The following is a 20,707-nucleotide window of genomic DNA, read 5'->3' as shown; positions in this document are numbered from 1 at the left end:
AGAAGCTTGAATAACCGTTCCGCAGTATTCACTTCCACCATTAGTTGTAAGTGAGAATAGTTCTTTTGATACGTCGTCTAAGTCTTCGGTAAAACTTAGAATCTTACGAATATAGCCATCTCTCGAATTTAGATTGTCATTTCCATATTCATAAAGTGCAATTTGAAGATTTGGTCTTTCATTTCGACATTTTGCATAGGACAGTTCATTGACAATTTCCCAAAGCTGTGCCTTGGCCTGGTCTATCAAACCATCCATGCTATTGCTTGTGTCCAATAATAAAGCAACCTTGATATGATGTGCTTTAATCAAAGGGGAATCGCCTTCTATTGGGGTAACATTGTCTGCAAGTGGCTTCGATATATCTGCACGGCAGGATAATGCGGCCATACAAGTAATGAGTAGCATTAATAAGTGTAACTTTTTCATAGCTTGAATTGTTTTTAATTTGCGCTGTAAACCTACCTTGAACTATTTTAATGAAAAACTGTGATTGAGGGAACACCCCTTATTGATTAGGGAATCAATATTTTTGATTAGCTAAGTTCAATTTCAAGAGGTATATCTCTTAAAATTTGGCAATTGGCCATTTTAACAAGTCAGTCAAAGTGCGTATGTTTACACTTTAAAGTCAATGATGAAAGCGTTTTCAATTATACTTCTTGCTATAATCCTACTGGTGTCAGGGGGTCTGTTTTCACAGACAAATCGAGATGCCAGGGCTTCTTTTTTGCTCAAAGGAAAGGTGATTGATGCCGAAACCTATTCTCCGATTTCAAGAGTTAATGTGGAGATTTTGGGTGGGAGTTATACGACTACAAATAATGCAGGAGAGTTTAGTATTTCGGCAAAGGTGGGGGATGAATTAATTATACGGAGTGATGACTTTAAAACAGTGTATTATGTGATTAAGGATCAGCAGCGTATTACGGTTGAAGTTCATAAATCGGAAGAACAAACCATTCCGTTAAAAACAACCACCAGCAGAAAGTCACAAGACCTTTTTAAGATTTATATCGATTCCTCGAATTATTTTCTAAAGAAGAACGCACAAAAGAGCATCGAATATGTCACAAGGGCCTTAGAAGCTGTCCGAAGCAAAACAGCGACCAACGATCAGAATGCCACTGCATTTTCCACCTTGGGGGATATCAATTTGTATTGGGGACAGGGCGATTTGGCCGTAAACAACTACAAGCGAAGTATTGAAGCCAGTCCGAGGGTTGACACCCGCATTAAGTTGGCTTCCGCTTTTATGAATAACAAGAATTATCAGGAGAGTATTTCGGTATATAAAGAACTTTTAAAGGAAAAGCTTACCAATTACCAAAAAGTAGAAGTTTTTGAAGGCCTTGGCGATACCTACAAGGCAATCAACGACCCGGTGAAGAGTGTGTTCAATTATCAACAAGCACTAGATATTGCCAATACGCATAAGATAACACCTAAAATAACCGATTTAAATTCGAAAATTGGAGCGGCCTATGCTCAGGGTGGAGCGGTGCAAGAGGCAACGCAATATTTCGATAATTCGTTGAATTTGGCAAAGAAGGAAAATAAAAAAAGAGCTGTTGCCGAAAAAAATAAGGTAGCCGATTTTTACAATCAGAACCGAGATTTTGAAAAGGAGATTCAGTTGCGGGAGGAAGCGCTGGACGAGATAAAATCATTGGATGATACCGAAGAAGAAGATATTAATAGCCCGCTTACCGCACAGCGCCAAAATTATAAAATTGCCAATGCCTATGTAGGTCAGGAAAAATATATAGAGGCCATTCCGTATCTCGAAAAGAGTATTACCGAAGCAGATAAAAAGGAAGACCTCGTTGTGCAAAAAGATGCTACAAGGAAACTTTCAGAAATCTACAGAGATATAGGCGATTTTGGAAAAGCTGCTGAAAGTTATGAACGGTATGTGGAAGTTGTGGATGAGTTGTACATTAAAAAAGAACAGGAGATCTCACAAGCAGCGCGTTTCAGCAAAGAAATTGCCTTAAAGCAAAACCGAATTATTAGCCTTGAAAGTGAGCGAGAGCTTAACGAAAGCAGATATCAATTGGCTTTCGAGAATCAAGAACTTATTGAAAAGAATAATCGAGTTCAAAAATGGATCATCGGCTCCCTGATTCTGATTGCCTTGTTGTTTTTACTTGTTGCCTATACGCAGTTCAAGAGTGTTAAACAACAAAAATATGCAAACAATCTACTGGCATTGAAAACACTCAGAACACAAATGAATCCGCATTTTATATTTAATGCACTCAATTCGGTGAATAGTTTTATAGCTACTAACGACGAGCGAGCTGCCAATAAATATTTGAGTGATTTTTCACAATTAATGCGTTCGGTGTTGGAGAATAGTGATGAAGATTTTATTCCCCTAGCCAAAGAAATCGAACTACTGGAATTATATGTGAAATTGGAGCATTCCCGTTTTCAGAATAAGTTTGATTATACTATCGAAATAGATGAAGGATTAAAGGTTGGCGAGTTTGTCATTCCTCCTATGTTACTACAACCCTATGTGGAAAATGCGGTATGGCACGGACTTCGATACAAGGAAGAGAAAGGGCTTTTGGCCATTCATTTTCAGCAGGTAGATTCAGAAACGGTAAAAATCACCATTACCGATGATGGTATAGGAAGGAAAAAATCGAAAGAACTAAAGACCGAACACCAAAAGAAACAGAACTCTAAAGGGATGGGAAATATCCAAAAACGAATTTCTATTTTAAATGAAATGTATAAAGATAGGGTGGATGTAACCGTGGAGAATGTATATGAAAATGAAGAAGGAACCCGAGTAGTACTTATTTTAAAGAAAGACTAAATGAATTTACGCGCAATTCTGGTTGAGGACGAGGAAAATAGTAGGGAGATCCTGCGTAATTACCTGTCAAAATATTGTCCCAAAGTGCAATTATTGGGTGAGGCATCAAATGTCGAAGAAGCCTTGGTGCTTATACGAAACAACGATCTCGATCTGGTGTTTCTCGATGTGGAAATGCCCTATGGCAATGCCTTCGATCTATTGGACAAAGTAGGCGATCGCCAGTTCGAAACGGTTTTTGTGACTGCCTATAATCACTATGCCATCGATGCGCTGAACGCCCATGCTTCGTATTATTTGCTGAAACCTATATCGATCGATAAATTGATTGAGGCTGTGGATTATGTTTCAGAAATCAAAGAAAAGGAAAACAGCCTTCAGAATGCGGTTTTAAAGCCCGTACAGGCACAGGTGACCGGAAAGATAACGATTCCGCTGCAAAACGGGTTTGAGGTGCTTCAGATAGAAGATATCCTCTATTGTCAAGCCGATGACAATTATACCAATATCTTTTTAAAGGATAAGAAAAGACTCGTGAGTAAAACATTGAAGTATTTTGAAGATACACTGAATGGCAGTGGGTTCGCCAGAGTCCATAAATCGTATTTGGTCAATGTAAATGCGATCACCGAGTACAAAAAAGGAAAAGGGGGCAGTGTGGTGTTGAGCAACGGGAAGCAGATTATGGTGAGCCCTTCAAAGAAGAAAGAACTATTGGCTTATTTCAGTTAAACCTTATAGTATGATAATCAAACCTGTGAATGGAAAAGCTCCGAAGATTCCAGCCAATTGTTTTATTGCCGAAAATGCTACCATTGTAGGAGATGTGCTTATGGGAAATGAATGTAGTGTCTGGTTTAACGCCGTAATTCGCGGGGATGTCCATTATATAAGAATGGGAGATCGGGTAAATGTACAAGATGGCGCGGTGATTCATGCAACCTTCCAAACATCACCTACAAACATTGGCAATAATGTATCAATTGGGCACAATGCGATTGTCCATGGATGTACCGTGCACGACAATGTGTTAATTGGTATGGGAAGCATTGTTATGGACGATTGCGTGATAGAAAGTAATTCGATTATTGCGGCCGGTGCTGTAGTGACCAAGAATACGCGGGTTGAATCGGGAAGTATCTATGCGGGTATTCCTGCCAAAAAAGTAAAAGACATCAGCGAAGAACTACTCCGTGGTGAGATTCATAGAATAGCCGAAAACTATGTGAAGTATTCGAGTTGGTTTAGCGAGTAATTAGAATTCCATTTTTGTTACTGAAATGTCCTCAGAGTATTCAGATAAAAGCATGGCCAATGTGTCGATCTTAGCATTGCTGAAAAACTGGAGGTTTGGCTTCACAGTACGTTCATTTAATAAGCCGTGTCTCTCCAACAAAATTTTAGTCTGTCGTGCCACTGCTTCCCCCGAATCAATTATGGTAACATCATCAGGCAGCAATTCCTTAAGCTGCGAAACGATATAAGGGTAATGTGAACAGCCCAAAACCAGATAGTCTACGTTAGCGTCGATAAGTTGTTTTGCATATATATGGAGCAACCTATGCATTTCAGGACTTTCCAGCTTGCCCTCTTCGATAAGTGGAACCAATCCTTCGCCTACGATTTCGAGTACCGAAATGTCCTTGGCAAATTCATAAGAGGTCCTGTGGAAGAGTATGCTACTCAGGGTTCCTTTTGTGGCCAAAATTCCGACGCTCTTGGTCTTCGTTTTAAGGGCTGCCGGTTTAATAGCGGGTTCAATGCCAATAATAGGCACCTCGTATTTGGAACGTAATGTCGCGATGGCATTTGTTGTTGCTGTGTTACAAGCCACAACAATTAGTTTGCATCCCAATTTTAATAAGGCATCGGTGTTTTTTATGCTTAAGGAAGTAATTTCCTCTGCCGACTTATACCCATAGGGGGCATTCTTACTATCGGCCAGATAAATTGTATTCTCATAGGGTAAGAGTTCGTGGATTTTCTTCCAGATAGAAGTTCCACCAACACCCGAATCGAAAACACCTATGGGAGCCTGTTTGTTCATTTGTATAAAAATAAAAACTGCCCTCCAATAAGAAGGGCAGTTTTACAATTATTTTTTAGAGGGATTGATTAGATTCCCAATTCTTTTTTAACATCTGCTAACAAATCGTATCCATCGGCAAGGATTACTCCGTTACCTGTTGCAGAGTCCATCACATACTGATATCCTTTTGCTCTTGCTACTTTTTGAATGGCAGCACGTGCTTTTTCTAAAAGCGGTTGGAAGATATCGATTTCTTTTTGCTGAAGGTCTTTTAGGGCTTGTTGTCTGTAAGCACCAATATTGTTCTGCATTCCCTGTACTTCTTGTACGCGCTTTGCATTTTCTTCTTCCGTTTTTGAATCGGCTTCACCTTCGTATTGTTTCACTTTGTTATCAAGCTCTTTTGCCATTGCTTTGATTTCAGTATCATATGTTTTCTGAAGTTTCTCAAGCTGACTTTGCGCTGCTTTCATTTCAGGCATCGCTTCAACCAGTGCTTGTGTGTCTATATGCGCTATTTTTGATTGGGCATTTACAAAATTGGTAGCACCAACAAAAAGCAACACGGCTACTGCAAATAATTTAAATTTTTTCATTGTAATAGTATTAAATTTAGTGTTATGATTATTAAGGGTTATTGTTTTAGTTTCCGCCGCCGTCGTCTTCTTCCTCTTCTTTTCCGTCTCCGTCACCTGTAGGAGGAATATCATTTTTATTATTACGGGCGTTTAATATAGAATCTTTTCTACGCTGTCTTTCATCAAGTAATTTTTGGCGTCTGGCATCAAATTCGGCTTTTTTGGCAGCACGGATAGAATCACGAACTCGTTGACGTTCCTCCATCATTTTCTCACGATCATTTTTCTTGTCTTCCAACGCTTTTTCTCTTTCGGTTACTTCTTTATCTTCTTCCATAGATAAATTGTCCCTAACTTCAATCTCTCGCTTTTCTTTTTTATTGGTAGCTTCTGTTCGTTTTGCCGCACGGTTGATACTACGCAATACTTGATCGCTGATATCATTTCTTTCGGCGGCAAAAAGCATTACAACATCTGCCGATTTATCAAAAATGAAATCGTATTTTTTTGCTTCGGCAATCTCTTGTACAATATTGAAAACTTGATCCTGAATAGGCTGCACTAATTGTCTCCTTTGAATCATCAAGTCACCATTTGGACCAAAACGGTCTTGTTGGTACTGAAGCATTTCATCTTCTTCAATTTTAATTTCTTCCTCGCGTTCTTCAATAAGTTCTTTCGTAAGCAATACGCGTTCGTTGCTTAGGTCGAGCTTCATTTGATCGATCGCTTTTTGTTTTTTATCAATATCCTGTTTCCAGCGTTGTACTTTTCCTTCGAGCTGAGTAGCTGCTTCGGTGTATTCGGGAACGCTTTCGAGAATATATTCCATATCAATATATCCAATACGAACGCCTCTCTGCGCATTTGCTGAAAAGCTAAAGCACAAAAGTACGAGCGCGGAAAAAAGTAATTTTGTAGTTTTCATAATTGTTGGTTGTTGTTTAAGAAAATATCGTGCCAAATTTAAAATTGCTGTCCAATAATAAAGTGGGTTTCCCATCCATTTTTTTCAATTCCTCCAAGGACCGGATCAAATCCGTATCCAAAATCGATCCCCAATAATCCGAACGCAGGCATAAATATACGTAATCCTACGCCAGCAGACCTACTTATATTAAATGGATTATAATTTCTAAATCCATCGTAAGAAGCACCGCCTTCTGCAAATCCAAGTACATAAATAGATGCCAATTGCTTTAAAGTAATTGGATACCTTAATTCTAACGAAAATTTATTATAAATGGTATTTCCATCATTGCTAGAAAGTGATTGGTTAGGATATCCTCTTAACTGAATCACCTCTCTTCCGTCCAAACTAAAGGATCCCAGACCGTCTCCACCTACGTAGAATCTTTCAAAAGGAGGGATTCCTCTACTGGTGTTGTACGCGCCTAAAAACCCAAATTCGGTATTGGTCCGAAGCACTAGGTCATCTATTAATTTGGTATACCAAGTTCCCTTGAATTTGATTTTGTAGTATTCAAGAAATTTAAATCGCTCTTGATCTATTTCGGCAATTCGTTCGCGGGCATCCGTATAGTCCACATCGGTTTGAGCGATATTATTGAGTACCTCACGCTCATTTGCCAAATTTTTATAATTCACACCGTTAAACGCCGAATACGGAGGTGTTAGCTTTGCCGTAATACTAAATTCCGACCCAGATTTTGGATAAATTGGATTCGTCGCTGTATTGTTACGGCTAAGCCCTATGGTATAGGCTACGTTATTTGAATAACCATCCCCAAAGGTGAATAAACCTGTGTTGTAATTTTTCAGATTGTAATGCTGATAACTAATTGCTTGTGATAAGGTAAAATAATCATCGGGCCATTGCAATCTTTTGGCAATTCCAACCGAACCACCCGTAATAAGGAAACTCCTACTTTTATCGGCCTCTCTATTTCTATAGTCATAAAAATACTGAATGGTATGTGAAAAAGAGGTGCTTAATTGTACCGGTTTTTTTCCGCCAAGCCATGGCTCTACTAGTGAAAGGCTATAAGTTTGATAAAAACTACTTGCCTGTGCCCGTAGGGAAAGCTTTTGACCATCACCCATTGGGAGAGGTTTGTATGCTTCACCGTTTAAAATATTACGCAACGAGAAGTTGTTGAAGGATAATCCCAATGTTCCAACAAATCCACCACCACCGTAACCTCCTTGCAATTCGATCTGGCTAGCGCCTTTCTCAACGACCGAATATTCCATATCCAAGGTGCCGTTGTTGGCATCTACGTTCTTGAAGTTCGGGCCAATTTGCTCAGGATCGAAATATCCTAATTGCCCTAATTCGCGTATCGTTCTTACCACATTCCGCTTGCTGTATTTTTGTCCGGGGCGCGTGCGTAATTCACGGTAAATTACGTGGTCATTGGTCTTGTCATTTCCAACAACGGTGATATGATCGAAATACGCAATCTTACCTTCAATGATACGAATTTCAAAATCTATGGTGTCATTTCGAACGGCCACTTCAACAGGATTTATCTTAGAGAATAGGTATCCGTTGTTTTGGTATAGGTTGGTAAGGTCGTTAGCTTCAGGATCTGAATTATCTTCAATTCGTTCCTGTAACAAAACACCATTATACACTTCCCCTTTTTTTATTCCTAAGACCTGTCGCAATACATTGTCTGTATAGACACTGTTTCCTATAAATCGAATATCACCAAAATAATATTTTTGCCCTTCTTCAATATTGAGTTTCAGTTTGATATTGCTTTCATTCCTAACAATAAGTGTATCGCTCAAGATACGGGCATCTCTAAATCCGTTCGATTTGTATTTGGTAATAATGGAAGCTTTGTCTTCTTCAAAACCATCCTCACTGTACTTTGATCTTTTCCAAAAGCGAATAAAATTCTTTCTTTTCACATTCTTCATGGATCTTCGCAGCTTCCCTTTGGTTAACTCTTGGTTGCCCTCAAACTCCAAAGAAGATACTTTTACGCGTGCTCCTTTGTCAATACTAATTGACATGTCTCTTCCCACTTCAACGCCAGTCGAATCTACATTTGGGGAGGTAGTAATAATGACCTGTGTGTTCAGGAAACCATTCTTACGGTATTTATTTGCAATATTGTTCTTGGTCGTGGTGAGAAGGTTTTTAGTGATCTTAACACCCGAATTTAAATTGTTCTCTTTAATAATTTCTTTGACTTTCCCTTTTCTAAGACCATGGATCGTAATCTTATTAAGTTTTGGGAGTTCAACAATATATAATTCCAGATCAACTAAGTCACCATCGATATTGGTGACGTAGAAAGCAATATCACTAAAGAGGTTCTGTTCCCAAAGCTTTTTTGTGACTGCGCTCAGTTTTTCACCGGGAATGTATAATCGATCCCCTTCTTTAAGTCCGGTAAAAGCGATAACGGTTTGTTCGTTGAAGCTTTGCTCTCCGGTAACTTCTATTTTGTTAATGGTATATTTTCGACCGCTGTCGAGTTCTTTTTGTTGTGCAGCAACGTTAAAAACTGAAAGTATTGTAAATAGAAAAATACAATAAAACTTTTTGTAAATATGCACTTGCGGACTATTCTTTAAGCTGCTCACTGGTTTTTCCAAATCTTCTTTCTCTGTTTTGATAATTTAATATTGCTTCAAAAAGATGGTCTTTAGTATAATCTGGCCAAAGGGTCTCTGTAAAGTACAATTCGGCATAAGCAATTTGCCAAAGAAGAAAATTACTAATACGTTGCTCACCACTGGTGCGTATAAGTAGATCAACATCTGGTAAATTTTGCGTGTAAAGATGATTATTAATTACCGTTTCATCAATATTTTCGGGCGAAATTAGGTTATTTTTAACTTTATGACTAATCTCTTGGACAGTTTTTGTCAATTCTTCTCTAGAACCATAGCTCAGCGCCAATGTCAAAGTCATTCGGCTATTGTTTTCGGTCTTTTTGATAACGTCTAGAAGCTCTTTGTATACTTTCTTCGGAAGGGATTCCAGATTGCCAATTGCATTGAGTTTAATGTCATTCTCCTGAAGTGTTTTAATTTCTTTTCTCAGGGAAGCCACCAACAATTTCATGAGGAGTTCTACTTCCAACTTAGGTCGTTTCCAGTTTTCAGTAGAAAATGCGTACAGGGTAAGGTAAGAAATATTGAGTTTGCCACAGGCTTCTACAATCTCCTGTACTGCCTTAGAACCTTTTTCATGACCCATAGTTCGGAACAAGCCTTTCTGTTTTGCCCAACGACCATTGCCATCCATGATCACCGCTAAGTGAGTGGGCAGCTTGCTTTTGTCTATTTGGTCTAGTAAAGTCATTCCATATTAAAAATTACAATAACAAGGTTTTCGGCCAAAGGTAAAGGTAAGGGTTACTCCTGTAAAGACATACCAATCGTCGCTGTTTACATTCCCAAATTTCAGACCTTCTTCATCGGCTAGCCCTCCTACAGGATTACTTCCGTCCAGATCATCTGTAAAAGTGTATCGTGCGCCTATCTCCATTCCCAATACCATTTTTGTACCTACGGTAGTTTTAAAACCCACCACCATCGGAATGGCCACGGCACCGGCAGTGTCATAATCTACTATTTGATTACTGCCATTTCTTTTATATAGAGCATTATAACCAAAATACGTAAGACCTGTATAAAGATATGGAGCCGAAACAGGTTGCCCGCTATACATATTAAATTCCCAAAAAGTATATTCTACCCCAATTGAAAGTTCCTGAATTGAATTTTCAAAAGAATAACCGCGTTCTTGCCGCCTACTTTCGTTCGAATCTACATCATCCCCCTTTATATTTGCCACCAATACAGATGCCCTAAAAGCATGTCTTTGGCTTCGGTTCCATTTAAAAATACCGCCAAAACCAAATGAGTTTGGGCTTATATAATTAGTCCTGCCTACATCGCCAATATAGTTCATGCCGCCAAGCATACCACCAATCTCATAGGTTTGTGAATGCCCAACAAATGTAGTAGCTAGTAAGAATAAAAGACCTGTGAAATACTTCATACACCTTAAAAGTTTGCAAATATAATAATAAACTTCGCTCTAACGAATTCTAAGAGAAATAGTCTCTGTTGATTAACAATATTTGAAGTATTTTATTGTTTAGTTGCGTTTGTCTTCTCCCCACAATAGTTTTTTCCGAAGTGTTTTTATAAAGCTGTCATCATGCAATTGTACTAAATTAATTGGGAAAGGCGCTTTCTTGATGACGATGGTTGTTTCATTTTCTAAGGTCGCAATGCGCGAATCCAACGATACCAAATACGATTTCTCCCTCCCCGAAACTTTTAGAGAAATAACACTGTTGTCCGGTATGACCAAGGGCCGCGCATTCAAATTATGTGGCGCAATGGGAGTAATCACTATACTATTGGTGCTGGGATCTATCACAGGGCCACCACAACTTAAAGAGTATCCTGTCGACCCTGTTGGAGTCGCAACGATAAGTCCGTCACTCCAATACGAAGTGAGGTATTTATCATTTACCAAGGTCTCTACTTTAATCATAGAGGTAGTATTCTTTCGGTTAACAGCTACTTCGTTCAAGGCAAAATTAAGCGGATGAATCTCTGTATTATTAGGTTCAGTTTCAATAGTAAGGACGCTCCGTTCAGAAATTGAATAGTCGCCATTTAAAATTTGGTTGATACTTTGGGCGATCTCTTCTTTTTGAATGGTCGCCAAAAAACCCAATCTACCTGTGTTGATGCCGACAATCGGAATACCGAGATCGCGAACAAAGGTGACCGATTTCAAAATAGTACCATCGCCACCAATACTGAAAAATAGGTCGTACGAATCGTCCAATTCAGAAAAGGTGTCCACGCCCGAAAAATTCTTTGTAATGTCTTGGTGTAGGTTGATGATATCGAGAAAATTCTCCTCGATCACTATTTCCACATTTTTTTTCTGAAGGGCATCCAAAATTGACTGAATGTAGGCTTCAGAGTTTTCGTGATAAAACTGTCCGTAGATTCCAATCTTCATCCTACACTAGATATTAAGGTATTTGTCTAAGTAATTGGAACGGCTCTTTAGATCCTCCAAGAATTTATCTTCGTCGTGATTGGAAACCACATTGTAATTATATCGTCTAAATGTTTGCACCATAGCATTCATACCCAAATGCCCTACCTTCATGGTAACCTGAACTACATCGTTCTCGATCTTCGAAATAAAAACCCCGAGTATCCGCGCGTCGTTCGACTCTGCAATCTGACAGATTTCACTGATCGAGTAATCCCGCATCCCCTTTTCAACAACAATAATTCCCCCTGTTTCATTTAAAAATGGGGTATTGTTAAAAAGATTCATGATATCGCTCAATTCGTAATATCCCAAGTACTTGTTGTTGTTTCCTAAGACCGGCATGATATTACAATTGTTAAGTGCGAAGGCTTCTAAAATATCCAACCAGTTGGTTGTTTTTCGCACAAAGAATGTTTCCAGAGTATATTGGTACTCTTTAAGGGTTTTGTCACTCTCTAGGCAATGCACATCGGCCTCACTAATACAGCCAACATAAACTCCATCCTTCTTCACGGGAACATGTGAATAGGTGAGTTGGTTAAATGCTGTTTGCACGTCTTTTATTTCCGAAGAAATGTCAAAAGGCTTGATATCGTTTATTATATAAGTCTGCGTATCCAAATTCTGAATTTTAGTGCAAATTACTTAAAATTAAGACGCAAAACCGAGCTTCAAGTTCGTATTTTTGTGTTTCAAAGTGAAGGGATGACAAAATTAAGCGTAAACATTAATAAAATAGCCACCTTGCGCAATGCTCGCGGGGGTAATATGCCCAATGTGGTACAAGTGGCTAGAGATGTACAGAAATTTGGTGCACAGGGGGTTACCGTCCATCCACGACCCGATGAAAGACATATACGATATCAGGATGCCTACGATTTAAAGCCCGTTGTAAGTACCGAATACAATATTGAAGGCAATCCAATACCTTCGTTTTTAGAGATGGTGTTTAAGATTAAACCCACACAGGTCACATTGGTTCCCGATGCGGTAGATGCTATTACTTCGAATGCAGGCTGGGATACTGTAAAGCATACAGATTTCTTGGCCGAAATTATTGCGGAATGTAAAAATCAGGGTATTCGCACGTCGATATTCGTAGATCCCAATCTGAAAATGATAGAAGGAGCCGTGCAAACCGGTGCCGATCGTATCGAACTGTATACCGAAGAATTTGCGAAGCAATTCAGTCTCGGTAACTTCGATGCTGTCAAACCCTATGCTGCCTGTGCAGAATTGGCAAATCAATTGGGTTTAGGGATCAATGCGGGTCACGACCTGTCTTTAGAAAATATTAAATTCTTTAAAGAACATGTTCCATATCTCCTTGAGGTTTCGATTGGTCATGCACTAATTTGCGAAGCACTTTATGAGGGATTGGAAACTGTGATTAAAAGCTATTTACAAAAACTGGCCTAATATGCTGCTACACTCCCAAATTATTGGAACAGGAACGCCTTTTGTAATCCTTCATGGTTTTCTTGGGATGGGTGACAATTGGAAAACGCTGGGAAATCAATTCGCCGAACAAGACTACGAAGTGCATTTGATCGATCAACGGAATCATGGACGAAGCTTTCACAGTGATGATTTTAGCTATGATTTTTTGGTAAAGGATCTAAAAGCATATTGCGACCACTATAAATTGAACGAGATTGTTTTACTCGGTCATTCCATGGGAGGTAAAGTGGCCATGTTGTTTGCCGTGAGCTATCCAGAGTTAGTTTCCAAGTTATTGGTGGCAGATATTGCACCAAAGGCCTATCCACCACACCATCAAGATATTTTAAAGGCATTGACTATGTTGAATTTTTCTGAAATAGATTCGCGAGGCGAAGCAGATACGGTACTTTCGGCATATATAAAAGACATGGGGACACGCCAATTCCTACTGAAGAATTTGTATTGGAAACAGAGAGGAGAGCTAGGGCTACGGATGAATTTACCGGTCCTTTCAGAAACGATTGAAGAGATTGGAAAACCATTGCCCGAAGGATCTTTTTTTTTAAAAGATACGCTGTTTCTTCGAGGGGAACGTTCGGGTTATATAGAGGATATGGATGAATTATTAATAAGAAAACATTTTCCGAAGTCGAAAATAAGGACAATTTCTAAGGCCGGTCATTGGCTTCATGCCGAAAATCCTGCCGATTTTTACCGATATGTGAAGGATTTTTTATAACATTGCAATAGTCATTTTATTATGTACGCATAACAAATAACTGTAAACCCAATCAGAATGCGTACTTTTAGTAGAATCATATAAAAACAAACATTTAATCTAACTTAATTATTATGAAGAAAGTCTTACTTCTTGCTGTTTTTGCTTTAGCTACAGCAATAACGTATGCCGGAGGATACCGTGTAAGTTTGCAGGGTCAAAAATCTTTGGCAATGGGACATACAGGAGTTGCTGTAATAAACAGCAGTGAACTTGTATTTTTTAACCCAGCCGGGTTGGTCCATTTAGAAAATAAATTGAATATTTCAGCCGGGGTAAGCGGCGTGTTCGCAAATGTATCTTACCAAAATGAAAACTTCGGTGATTATGCCGAAACAGACAATTCAACAAGTACACCCTTGTATTTTTATGCCTCATATCAAGCAAACGACTGGTTGGCATTTGGTTTGGGAGTGTATACCCCTTACGGAAGTAGTGTAACCTACGAAGATGACTGGGCAGGATCACATTTGGTGAACAACATTGAACTTCAGGCTATTTTTATTCAACCAACCGTATCTTTTAAAATTGGTGAGTATTTGAGTTTTGGTGGTGGACCAATTTATGCAACCGGTTCAGTAAACTTTAACCGTAACTTGAACAGAACCCTTACCGATTTGGATGGTAACCGATCGAATGTAACCATAGACGCTACTGGTATCAATGAGTGGGGTTGGACTGTTGGAGCAATGTTTAGACCCACTGAAGAACTAACGATTGGGGCAAATTATCGCTCTAAAATCGACATGAACGTTGAAGATGGAGATGCGACCTTCGAAAACATTCCCAATTCTCCACTAACGCCTTTCGAAGATACAACCTTTGATGCATCATTACCACTGCCTGCCGAAATTACCGTAGGACTTTCCTATCAATTTTGTGAGAAGTGGTTGTTTGCATTTGATGTGAACCGTGTTTTCTGGGATGCGTATGAATCTTTGGATATTGATTTTGCGAATGAAAATATCCCCGATTCTAAGAATGCAAGAAATTATAAGAATGCTTCAACATTTCGTTTTGGAATACAATACGATGCAACGAAAATGTTTACGTTAAGAGCGGGATACTATTTTGACGAATCACCTGTACAAGATGGATACTTTGCGCCCGAAACACCGCGTAACGATTCCAATGGTTATACAGCAGGACTTACGGTGAATGTAGGGGATCATTTCGAAGTAGATGCTTCATTCCTTTACTTGCATTTCAAAGAAGTGGACGCTTCGTACGACTACTATTTTGAAAATGGACAGGCTGCTCCTTTTGGAGGAACATATAAGAATAATGTATTTGTTCCCGGTTTAGGTGTTACGTATAAAATGTAATTGAAAAATTTAGACAAGATGAAAAACACAATAAAAATATGTATAGGCTTACTGGCCATTGGTTTAGTAAGTTGTGAAGTAGAGTTTGACAATCCGGTTAATTCCGAAGGATTCTACGATAGCGGAACAGCAAACCTTAGCACTTATGTGGCAGTTGGAAATTCATTAACTGCGGGTTATGCAGATGGCGCCTTGTACATCACCGGACAAGAAAATTCCTATCCTAACATTATGGCACAACAGTTTGCAAAAGCTGGTGGAGGTGATTTTACACAGCCTTTGATGAACGATAACATTGGTGGCTTATTATTGAATGGTACGCAGGTGGCTGAAAACAGATATATCCTTGCAGTAGATGAAAATGGAAATCCGGGCCCGGTTCGTTTGGTGGGGACACCAACAACCGACGTAGCAACTAGCGCTGCAGGACCGTTTAATAATATGGGAGTTCCTGGAGCAAAGAGTTTTCATTTGGGTGTTTCAGGATATGGTGCCCTAAATCCTTGGTTTGCGCGTTTTCAAACCAGTGCAAGTGCTACTGTTCTTGGAGATGCCGTGAGTATGAGTCCGAGCTTCTTTAGCCTTTGGATTGGAAATAACGATATTCTTGCATATGCTACCTCTGGTGGTTTAGGAGTAGACCAAACAGGAAACCTAGATCCTACAACTTACGGATTTAACGATATTACCGATCCCAACGTATTTGCAGCATCGTATAGTGCTCAAGTAGATGCCTTGATGGCTACCAGTAGCGGTGGTGTATTACTCAATATTCCGGATGTTACTTCTATTCCTTACTTTACTACGGTACCGGCTCGGTCTATTCCTTTGGATGCGGCTACAGCTGGAGCGTTGAATGCGCAATTTGCATTGTATAATACACAGGTATTGCCTGGTCTTGCTCAAGCGGGGATCATTTCTGCCGATGAAGCAGCTGCCAGACAGATTAACTTTTCGGCTGGTGTAAACTTCCCAATTATGACAGACGACGATCTAACCGACTTAAGTGGAATTCTTCAAGGACCTCCGTTTTTTTTACCAGCGGCTACAGCGGCGCTATTAGGGCAGTTACGTCAAGCAAATAACAACGATTTAGTAGTGTTAACCGCTGCTTCTGTTTTAGGTAGTACACCAGATCCTGGTAATCCGCAAGGGGTCATAGGAGTTTCTATACCAGTAGGGGATCAATATGTACTCACTGCCGTTGAACAAGGACGTGTAGCAATAGCTGCTGCTTCTTACAACGCCACCATTCAAGCGATCGCAGATGCGAACGGTCTAGCCTTTGTAGATGCAAAATCTGCCTTGGCTCAAGTGGCTAGTACTGGAGTTCCTTACGATGCGGGAATGTTGACTTCGGCGTTTGTAACAGGAGGTGCGTTCTCATTGGATGGGGTTCACCCAACGCCAAGAGGGTATGCATACACTGCAAACCTAATAATCAAGGCGATCAACAGAAAATATGACGCTACCATTCCTTATGTGAATATTGGTACCTATGGAACGATTCAAGCATCTAACAATTAATTAGATCTTCTAAATATTTTATGAAACCGTCCGCCAAAAGCGGACGGTTTTTTTTTTATCTTTATAAAAATAGAATCCTATGAAATTGATCTTAAAAGTTTTACTTACTGCAATAGCGGTTGTTATTCTTGCTTATATATTGCCCGGTGTCGCAGTAGACGGTTATGTTTCGGCGATAATTGTTGCCGTTGTCTTAGGAATTTTACGCCTTATTGTTAAACCTGTATTAGTGATCTTAACGCTGCCCGTAACTATACTTACCCTTGGGTTATTCTTACTTATTATCAACGCCTGTATCATCTTAATGGCCGATTATTTTGTAAGTGGTTTTGCTGTTTCGAATATTTGGTGGGCCTTATTGTTTAGTTTGCTGCTTTCTTTTTTACAATCCATCTTATTTTCTATGTTGGATGAGAAAAAATAAACGACTGAATTCCAGTTTGTAAAATCTTGTTGCATTTCATTTAAAGTCGTACTTTTGCACCCGCCTTCAGGACAAGGAAGGTGCTTATTTTTATACTGAAAATATTTCATACAAGATGAACATTACAAAAAAAGACATCGATAGTCTAAACGCTGTGGTGACAGTGGAAATTACAAAAGAGGATTATTCAGAAAAGGTAGAGAAAGTACTCAACAACTACCGTAAAACTGCAAATATTCCAGGCTTCAGAAAAGGCCACATTCCTATGGGCATGGTTAAAAAGCAATACGGAACTGCCGTTTTGGTGGAAGAAGTAAATAAACTGTTGCAAGATTCACTGCATAAGTTTTTAACCGAAGAAAAACTGGATGTACTTGGAAATCCTCTTCCGAAGAACGAAATGGATATCGATTGGAAAGCCGATAATTTTTTATTCGAATTCGATCTGGGGCTTGCTCCTTCTTTCGAAGTAGACGTTACTAAAAAGGCCATCACGAATTACAAAGTGATTGCCGATGACAAGATGTTGGACAACCAAGTAAAGACCATTCGCAAGCAATACGGAAAATTGATTTCGAAAGACACCGTGGCAAAAGGCGATGAGGTTACAGGTACTTTTTCCAATGCCGAAAGGGAGATTGAAAAGCAAGCGAACTTCGAAACTAGCGTGATTACCGGGAAGAAGCAATTAGCAAGTTTGATTGGGGCAAAAGTAGGCGATACCATTACTTTCAAAACCAAAGGAATGTTTGCCGATGACCATGACAATCAAAAATATTTCGGAGTATCACATGACGATGCCCATGGTTTAGACATTGAGGTAAGCCTGAAAATAGAAGAAGTGAACACTCGTGAAATGGCCGAATTGAATCAGGAGTTATTCGATAAGCTGTTTGGTGAAGGGGTAGTGACTTCAGAAAAAGAATTAAAAGCGAAGATAAAAGAAGACGCCGAAAAGCAATTTGAGCAACAAAGCGATCAGAAATTATTAAACGATGTAGTAGAATCACTAATCGAGAATACCAAATTCGATTTGCCAAATGAGTTCCTACAGCGTTGGATTCAGGTTTCAGGAGAGAAACCCATGACCGAAGAAGCAGCCAAAGCCGAATACGAGCGCAGTGAAAAAGGACTGCGTTACCAATTGATAGAAGGTAAGATTAGAGCCGAAAACAACTTACAGGTTACTTTTGACGAGTTGAAAGACTATTCAAAAACCATGATCAAGGGTCAGATGGCGCAATTTGGACAGATGGACCCTTCCGACGAAGAATTGGAAAATATTGCGGCGCGAATTTTATCGAATGAGGAAGAAGTAAAGCGCCTTAGCGAACAGCTAACTACCGGCAAATTACTTCAGTTCTTTAAGGAAAATGCAAAATTGAAGACTAAGGAAATAACCTATGAGAAATTCATAAAGGAAGCCTACGAGTAATTCAGCAATAAAATAGTTATATTTAGGCGTTGAATGTATCGATTCAACGCTTTTTTTTACTTTAAAATTTGAAGATTATTTATGAACTACGGAAAAGAATTTAAGGCCTTTGCTACCAAGGATCATGGGATCAATAGCATGTATTACGACAAGATTGTAAGCAGCATGTACCCGGTAAACCTTACCCCAAATATTATTGAAGAACGTCAGATGAACGCAGTAGCGATGGACGTTTTTTCTCGATTGATGATGGACCGGATCATCTTTTTGGGAACAGGAATCAACGATCAGGTAGCGAATATTGTACAGGCACAATTGTTGTTCTTGGAAAGCACCGATGCCTCCAAGGACATCCAAATATATATCAACTCTCCGGGAGGCAGTGTATACGCCGGCTTGGGAATTTACGATACCATGCAATTCATTAAGCCCGATGTGGCCACAATTTGCACCGGAATGGCAGCCTCCATGGCGGCAGTGCTATTATGTGCAGGTCACAAAGGGAAACGCAGCGGATTGACCCATTCCCGAGTGATGATTCATCAACCCATGGGAGGAGCGCAAGGGCAGGCGAGCGATATTGAGATCACCGCCAAGGAAATAATTACCTTGAAAGAAGAGTTATATAATATTATTGCCAAGCACAGCGGACAAACCTACGAGAAGGTATACGAGGACAGTGACCGCGATTATTGGATGAAAGCCGATAAAGCTCTGGAATATGGAATGATAGATGAAATTTTAGCACGAGGCTAGATTTCATTTAAATTTGAAACAAAACATATGTCGAAAGAAGAGTTAGAATGTTCGTTTTGTGGCCGTAAAAAAGCCGAAACCAACTTGTTGATTGCAGGATTGGACGCACATATCTGTGATCGCTGTATAGAGCAGGCGCACGGTATTGTGGTGGAAGAAGCGTTGCATGCTACCAACAGCGAATTGAGCAAGGAATTAATGCTGAAAAAGCCGAAATCCATCAAGGAATTTTTGGACGACTATGTGATTGGGCAAGATCACACCAAGAAGGTGATGTCGGTGGCGGTGTATAATCACTACAAGCGTTTGTTACAGCCAAAGACTGATGACGATATCGATATTCAGAAGAGTAATATCATCATGGTAGGGCAAACCGGAACCGGAAAGACCTTGGTCGCCAAAACCATCGCGCGGATGTTAAATGTGCCCTTGGCGATTGTAGATGCGACGGTTTTAACCGAAGCCGGCTATGTGGGGGAAGATGTGGAAAGCATTTTAACACGTTTACTTCAAGCGGCGGATTATAATTTGGAAAAAGCCCAAAACGGAATTGTCTTTATAGACGAAATAGATAAGATTGCACGAAAAAGTGATAATCCATCTATAACTCGTGATGTGAGTGGCGAAGGTGTGCAACAAGCACTGCTGAAACTTTTAGAAGGGACAACGGTTAACGTACCGCCAAAGGGAGGCCGGAAACACCCAGATCAGAAATTTATCGAGGTAGATACCGAAAATATCTTATTTATCGCAGGAGGCGCCTTCGACGGAATAGAACGTCATATTTCGAAGCGGTTGAATATGCAAGCGGTTGGTTTTAGTGCTTCCAAGAAGGAAGATACCATGGAGCGGGACAATTTACTGCGGTATATCATTCCGAAGGATCTTAAGGATTTTGGATTGATTCCCGAAATTATAGGAAGACTACCTGTCTTAACCTATATGGATCCGTTGGACAAAGGAACCCTGCGTGCCATTTTAACCGAACCAAAGAATGCCATCATCAAGCAATACAAGAAGTTGTTTGAAATGGACGGGATCGATTTTGTGATTACCGAAGAAGCTTTGGATTTTATCGTGGATCAGGCCATTGAATACAAACTGGGCGCGAGAGGATTGCGTTCGCTATGCGAAGCGGTCTTAACCGACGCCATGTACGAACTACCAAGTACCGATGATAAAACCCTGAATGTTACATTGGATTATGCACAGGATAAATTAAACAAATCGACCATTAAAAAATTAAAGGCGGTTTCTTAAAGTACTGCATTTGGCAAATAAAAAAGCCTCGGTATAACCGAGGCTTTTTATCTAACTTAACTATTAATCAAAAACTAGATTACGGTTTAACTACAACCGTTTTCTGTTGGGAATTCAAGATCTTTTGTTGCATAAGCTCTGCCTTATTTTTTAAAGTGTAACCCGCAACCTCGTTCGTGTCTTTTTCAATATGAGCAGTGGCACAAGAAGTAAGCCCCGCCAATAGTACAACTATCAATATAATTGCTACGATAAAATATTTTACTGTTTTCATCTGCCCCAAAAAATGAAAGATTTATACTACAAACG

At 39.6% G+C, this 20,707-nt stretch carries 21 protein-coding genes; 11 read left to right on the top strand and 10 right to left on the bottom strand.

Annotated elements, in window-relative coordinates; genetic code table 11:
* Positions 1–429: VWA domain-containing protein (locus tag K8F54_RS07300; protein ID WP_290789005.1), on the bottom strand; the 429-nt coding region annotated here is incomplete at its 3' end.
* 205 nt (positions 430–634) lie between these two features.
* Between K8F54_RS07300 and K8F54_RS07295 the strand changes: the two genes are divergently transcribed.
* Genes K8F54_RS07295 through K8F54_RS07285 form a run of 3 tightly spaced genes read left to right on the top strand, consistent with a single transcriptional unit; the run spans position 635 to position 4,085 of the window.
* Entirely contained in the window at positions 635–2,830 is a 2,196-nt protein-coding gene (locus K8F54_RS07295) for a histidine kinase (protein ID WP_290789003.1), read from the top strand.
* Positions 2,831–3,562 carry a LytTR family DNA-binding domain-containing protein gene (locus K8F54_RS07290; RefSeq protein ID WP_290789001.1) on the top strand — a complete coding sequence of 244 codons (732 nt, stop codon included), beginning with the start codon at positions 2,831–2,833 and terminating at the stop codon, positions 3,560–3,562.
* A gap of 10 nt (positions 3,563–3,572) precedes the next feature.
* Complete coding sequence (locus K8F54_RS07285) at positions 3,573–4,085, top strand: gamma carbonic anhydrase family protein (protein WP_290788999.1); 513 nt, start codon at positions 3,573–3,575, stop codon at positions 4,083–4,085.
* Here K8F54_RS07285 and murI read toward each other — a convergent pair whose 3' ends face one another.
* The 8 genes from murI to K8F54_RS07245 form a co-directional block, all read right to left on the bottom strand.
* Positions 4,086–4,877 (bottom strand): glutamate racemase, encoded by a 792-nt coding sequence (gene murI / locus K8F54_RS07280; RefSeq protein ID WP_290788997.1) that lies wholly within the window; start codon positions 4,875–4,877, stop codon positions 4,086–4,088.
* A gap of 68 nt (positions 4,878–4,945) precedes the next feature.
* A complete protein-coding gene (locus K8F54_RS07275) occupies positions 4,946–5,455 on the bottom strand; it encodes an OmpH family outer membrane protein (RefSeq protein WP_290788995.1) in 510 nt (169 codons plus the stop codon).
* 46 nt (positions 5,456–5,501) lie between these two features.
* A complete protein-coding gene (locus K8F54_RS07270; protein ID WP_290788993.1) occupies positions 5,502–6,365 on the bottom strand; it encodes an OmpH family outer membrane protein in 864 nt (287 codons plus the stop codon).
* A gap of 38 nt (positions 6,366–6,403) precedes the next feature.
* Entirely contained in the window at positions 6,404–9,010 is a 2,607-nt protein-coding gene (locus K8F54_RS07265) for a POTRA domain-containing protein (protein WP_290788992.1), read from the bottom strand.
* The gene (locus K8F54_RS07260; protein WP_290788990.1) at positions 8,979–9,722 is read right to left on the bottom strand and encodes an isoprenyl transferase; all 744 of its coding nucleotides are present in this window, start codon (positions 9,720–9,722) and stop codon (positions 8,979–8,981) included. The genes K8F54_RS07265 and K8F54_RS07260 overlap by 32 nt, the downstream gene beginning before the upstream one ends.
* Positions 9,723–9,728: 6 nt before the next feature.
* A complete protein-coding gene (locus K8F54_RS07255) occupies positions 9,729–10,424 on the bottom strand; it encodes a DUF6089 family protein (protein WP_290788988.1) in 696 nt (231 codons plus the stop codon).
* 99 nt (positions 10,425–10,523) lie between these two features.
* Positions 10,524–11,408, bottom strand: coding sequence for an NAD kinase (locus K8F54_RS07250; protein WP_290788986.1), 885 nt, complete (start codon positions 11,406–11,408; stop codon positions 10,524–10,526).
* 6 nt (positions 11,409–11,414) lie between these two features.
* Entirely contained in the window at positions 11,415–12,071 is a 657-nt protein-coding gene (locus K8F54_RS07245) for an acetoin utilization protein acuB (RefSeq protein ID WP_290788984.1), read from the bottom strand.
* A gap of 84 nt (positions 12,072–12,155) precedes the next feature.
* Between K8F54_RS07245 and K8F54_RS07240 the strand changes: the two genes are divergently transcribed.
* The 8 genes from K8F54_RS07240 (at position 12,156) to clpX (ending at position 20,398) form a co-directional block, all read left to right on the top strand.
* Positions 12,156–12,869, top strand: coding sequence for a pyridoxine 5'-phosphate synthase (locus tag K8F54_RS07240; protein ID WP_290788982.1), 714 nt, complete (start codon positions 12,156–12,158; stop codon positions 12,867–12,869).
* A gap of 1 nt (position 12,870) precedes the next feature.
* Positions 12,871–13,632: an alpha/beta fold hydrolase gene (locus K8F54_RS07235; protein ID WP_290788980.1), complete on the top strand. Its 762-nt coding sequence runs from the start codon at positions 12,871–12,873 to the stop codon at positions 13,630–13,632.
* 113 nt (positions 13,633–13,745) lie between these two features.
* The gene (locus tag K8F54_RS07230) at positions 13,746–14,996 is read left to right on the top strand and encodes an OmpP1/FadL family transporter (protein WP_290788978.1); all 1,251 of its coding nucleotides are present in this window, start codon (positions 13,746–13,748) and stop codon (positions 14,994–14,996) included.
* 18 nt (positions 14,997–15,014) lie between these two features.
* The gene (locus K8F54_RS07225) at positions 15,015–16,523 is read left to right on the top strand and encodes a G-D-S-L family lipolytic protein (protein WP_290788977.1); all 1,509 of its coding nucleotides are present in this window, start codon (positions 15,015–15,017) and stop codon (positions 16,521–16,523) included.
* Positions 16,524–16,602: 79 nt separating this feature from the next.
* Positions 16,603–16,947: a phage holin family protein gene (locus K8F54_RS07220; protein WP_290788975.1), complete on the top strand. Its 345-nt coding sequence runs from the start codon at positions 16,603–16,605 to the stop codon at positions 16,945–16,947.
* Positions 16,948–17,062: 115 nt separating this feature from the next.
* Positions 17,063–18,382, top strand: coding sequence for a trigger factor (gene tig / locus K8F54_RS07215; RefSeq protein WP_290788972.1), 1,320 nt, complete (start codon positions 17,063–17,065; stop codon positions 18,380–18,382).
* Between the two features lie 81 nt (positions 18,383–18,463).
* Positions 18,464–19,138 (top strand): ATP-dependent Clp endopeptidase proteolytic subunit ClpP, encoded by a 675-nt coding sequence (gene clpP / locus K8F54_RS07210; protein ID WP_290788970.1) that lies wholly within the window; start codon positions 18,464–18,466, stop codon positions 19,136–19,138.
* 27 nt (positions 19,139–19,165) lie between these two features.
* Positions 19,166–20,398 carry an ATP-dependent Clp protease ATP-binding subunit ClpX gene (gene clpX / locus K8F54_RS07205; protein ID WP_290788968.1) on the top strand — a complete coding sequence of 411 codons (1,233 nt, stop codon included), beginning with the start codon at positions 19,166–19,168 and terminating at the stop codon, positions 20,396–20,398.
* Between the two features lie 79 nt (positions 20,399–20,477).
* Here clpX and K8F54_RS07200 read toward each other — a convergent pair whose 3' ends face one another.
* The gene (locus K8F54_RS07200; RefSeq protein ID WP_290788966.1) at positions 20,478–20,672 is read right to left on the bottom strand and encodes a hypothetical protein; all 195 of its coding nucleotides are present in this window, start codon (positions 20,670–20,672) and stop codon (positions 20,478–20,480) included.
* Positions 20,673–20,707: the final 35 nt, after the last annotated feature.

It is taken from the genome of Altibacter sp. (genome assembly GCF_019913785.1).
Lineage (GTDB): Bacteria > Bacteroidota > Bacteroidia > Flavobacteriales > Flavobacteriaceae > Altibacter.
Note: the sequence above shows the minus strand (reverse complement) of the source record. Positions and strands in the feature narration are given on the sequence as shown.

Excerpts from the sequence above, each read along its gene's own strand:
- K8F54_RS07295 (WP_290789003.1), top strand. The coding sequence starts at position 635 with ATGATGAAAGCGTTTTCAATTATACTTCTTGCTATAATCCTACTGGTG.
- K8F54_RS07290 (WP_290789001.1), top strand. The coding sequence starts at position 2,831 with ATGAATTTACGCGCAATTCTGGTTGAGGACGAGGAAAATAGTAGGGAG.
- K8F54_RS07285 (WP_290788999.1), top strand. The coding sequence starts at position 3,573 with ATGATAATCAAACCTGTGAATGGAAAAGCTCCGAAGATTCCAGCCAAT.
- murI (WP_290788997.1), bottom strand. The coding sequence starts at position 4,877 with ATGAACAAACAGGCTCCCATAGGTGTTTTCGATTCGGGTGTTGGTGGA.
- K8F54_RS07275 (WP_290788995.1), bottom strand. The coding sequence starts at position 5,455 with ATGAAAAAATTTAAATTATTTGCAGTAGCCGTGTTGCTTTTTGTTGGT.
- K8F54_RS07270 (WP_290788993.1), bottom strand. The coding sequence starts at position 6,365 with ATGAAAACTACAAAATTACTTTTTTCCGCGCTCGTACTTTTGTGCTTT.
- K8F54_RS07260 (WP_290788990.1), bottom strand. The coding sequence starts at position 9,722 with ATGACTTTACTAGACCAAATAGACAAAAGCAAGCTGCCCACTCACTTA.
- K8F54_RS07255 (WP_290788988.1), bottom strand. The coding sequence starts at position 10,424 with ATGAAGTATTTCACAGGTCTTTTATTCTTACTAGCTACTACATTTGTT.
- K8F54_RS07250 (WP_290788986.1), bottom strand. The coding sequence starts at position 11,408 with ATGAAGATTGGAATCTACGGACAGTTTTATCACGAAAACTCTGAAGCC.
- K8F54_RS07240 (WP_290788982.1), top strand. The coding sequence starts at position 12,156 with ATGACAAAATTAAGCGTAAACATTAATAAAATAGCCACCTTGCGCAAT.
- K8F54_RS07235 (WP_290788980.1), top strand. The coding sequence starts at position 12,871 with ATGCTGCTACACTCCCAAATTATTGGAACAGGAACGCCTTTTGTAATC.
- K8F54_RS07230 (WP_290788978.1), top strand. The coding sequence starts at position 13,746 with ATGAAGAAAGTCTTACTTCTTGCTGTTTTTGCTTTAGCTACAGCAATA.
- K8F54_RS07225 (WP_290788977.1), top strand. The coding sequence starts at position 15,015 with ATGAAAAACACAATAAAAATATGTATAGGCTTACTGGCCATTGGTTTA.
- K8F54_RS07220 (WP_290788975.1), top strand. The coding sequence starts at position 16,603 with ATGAAATTGATCTTAAAAGTTTTACTTACTGCAATAGCGGTTGTTATT.
- tig (WP_290788972.1), top strand. The coding sequence starts at position 17,063 with ATGAACATTACAAAAAAAGACATCGATAGTCTAAACGCTGTGGTGACA.
- clpP (WP_290788970.1), top strand. The coding sequence starts at position 18,464 with ATGAACTACGGAAAAGAATTTAAGGCCTTTGCTACCAAGGATCATGGG.
- clpX (WP_290788968.1), top strand. The coding sequence starts at position 19,166 with ATGTCGAAAGAAGAGTTAGAATGTTCGTTTTGTGGCCGTAAAAAAGCC.
- K8F54_RS07200 (WP_290788966.1), bottom strand. The coding sequence starts at position 20,672 with ATGAAAACAGTAAAATATTTTATCGTAGCAATTATATTGATAGTTGTA.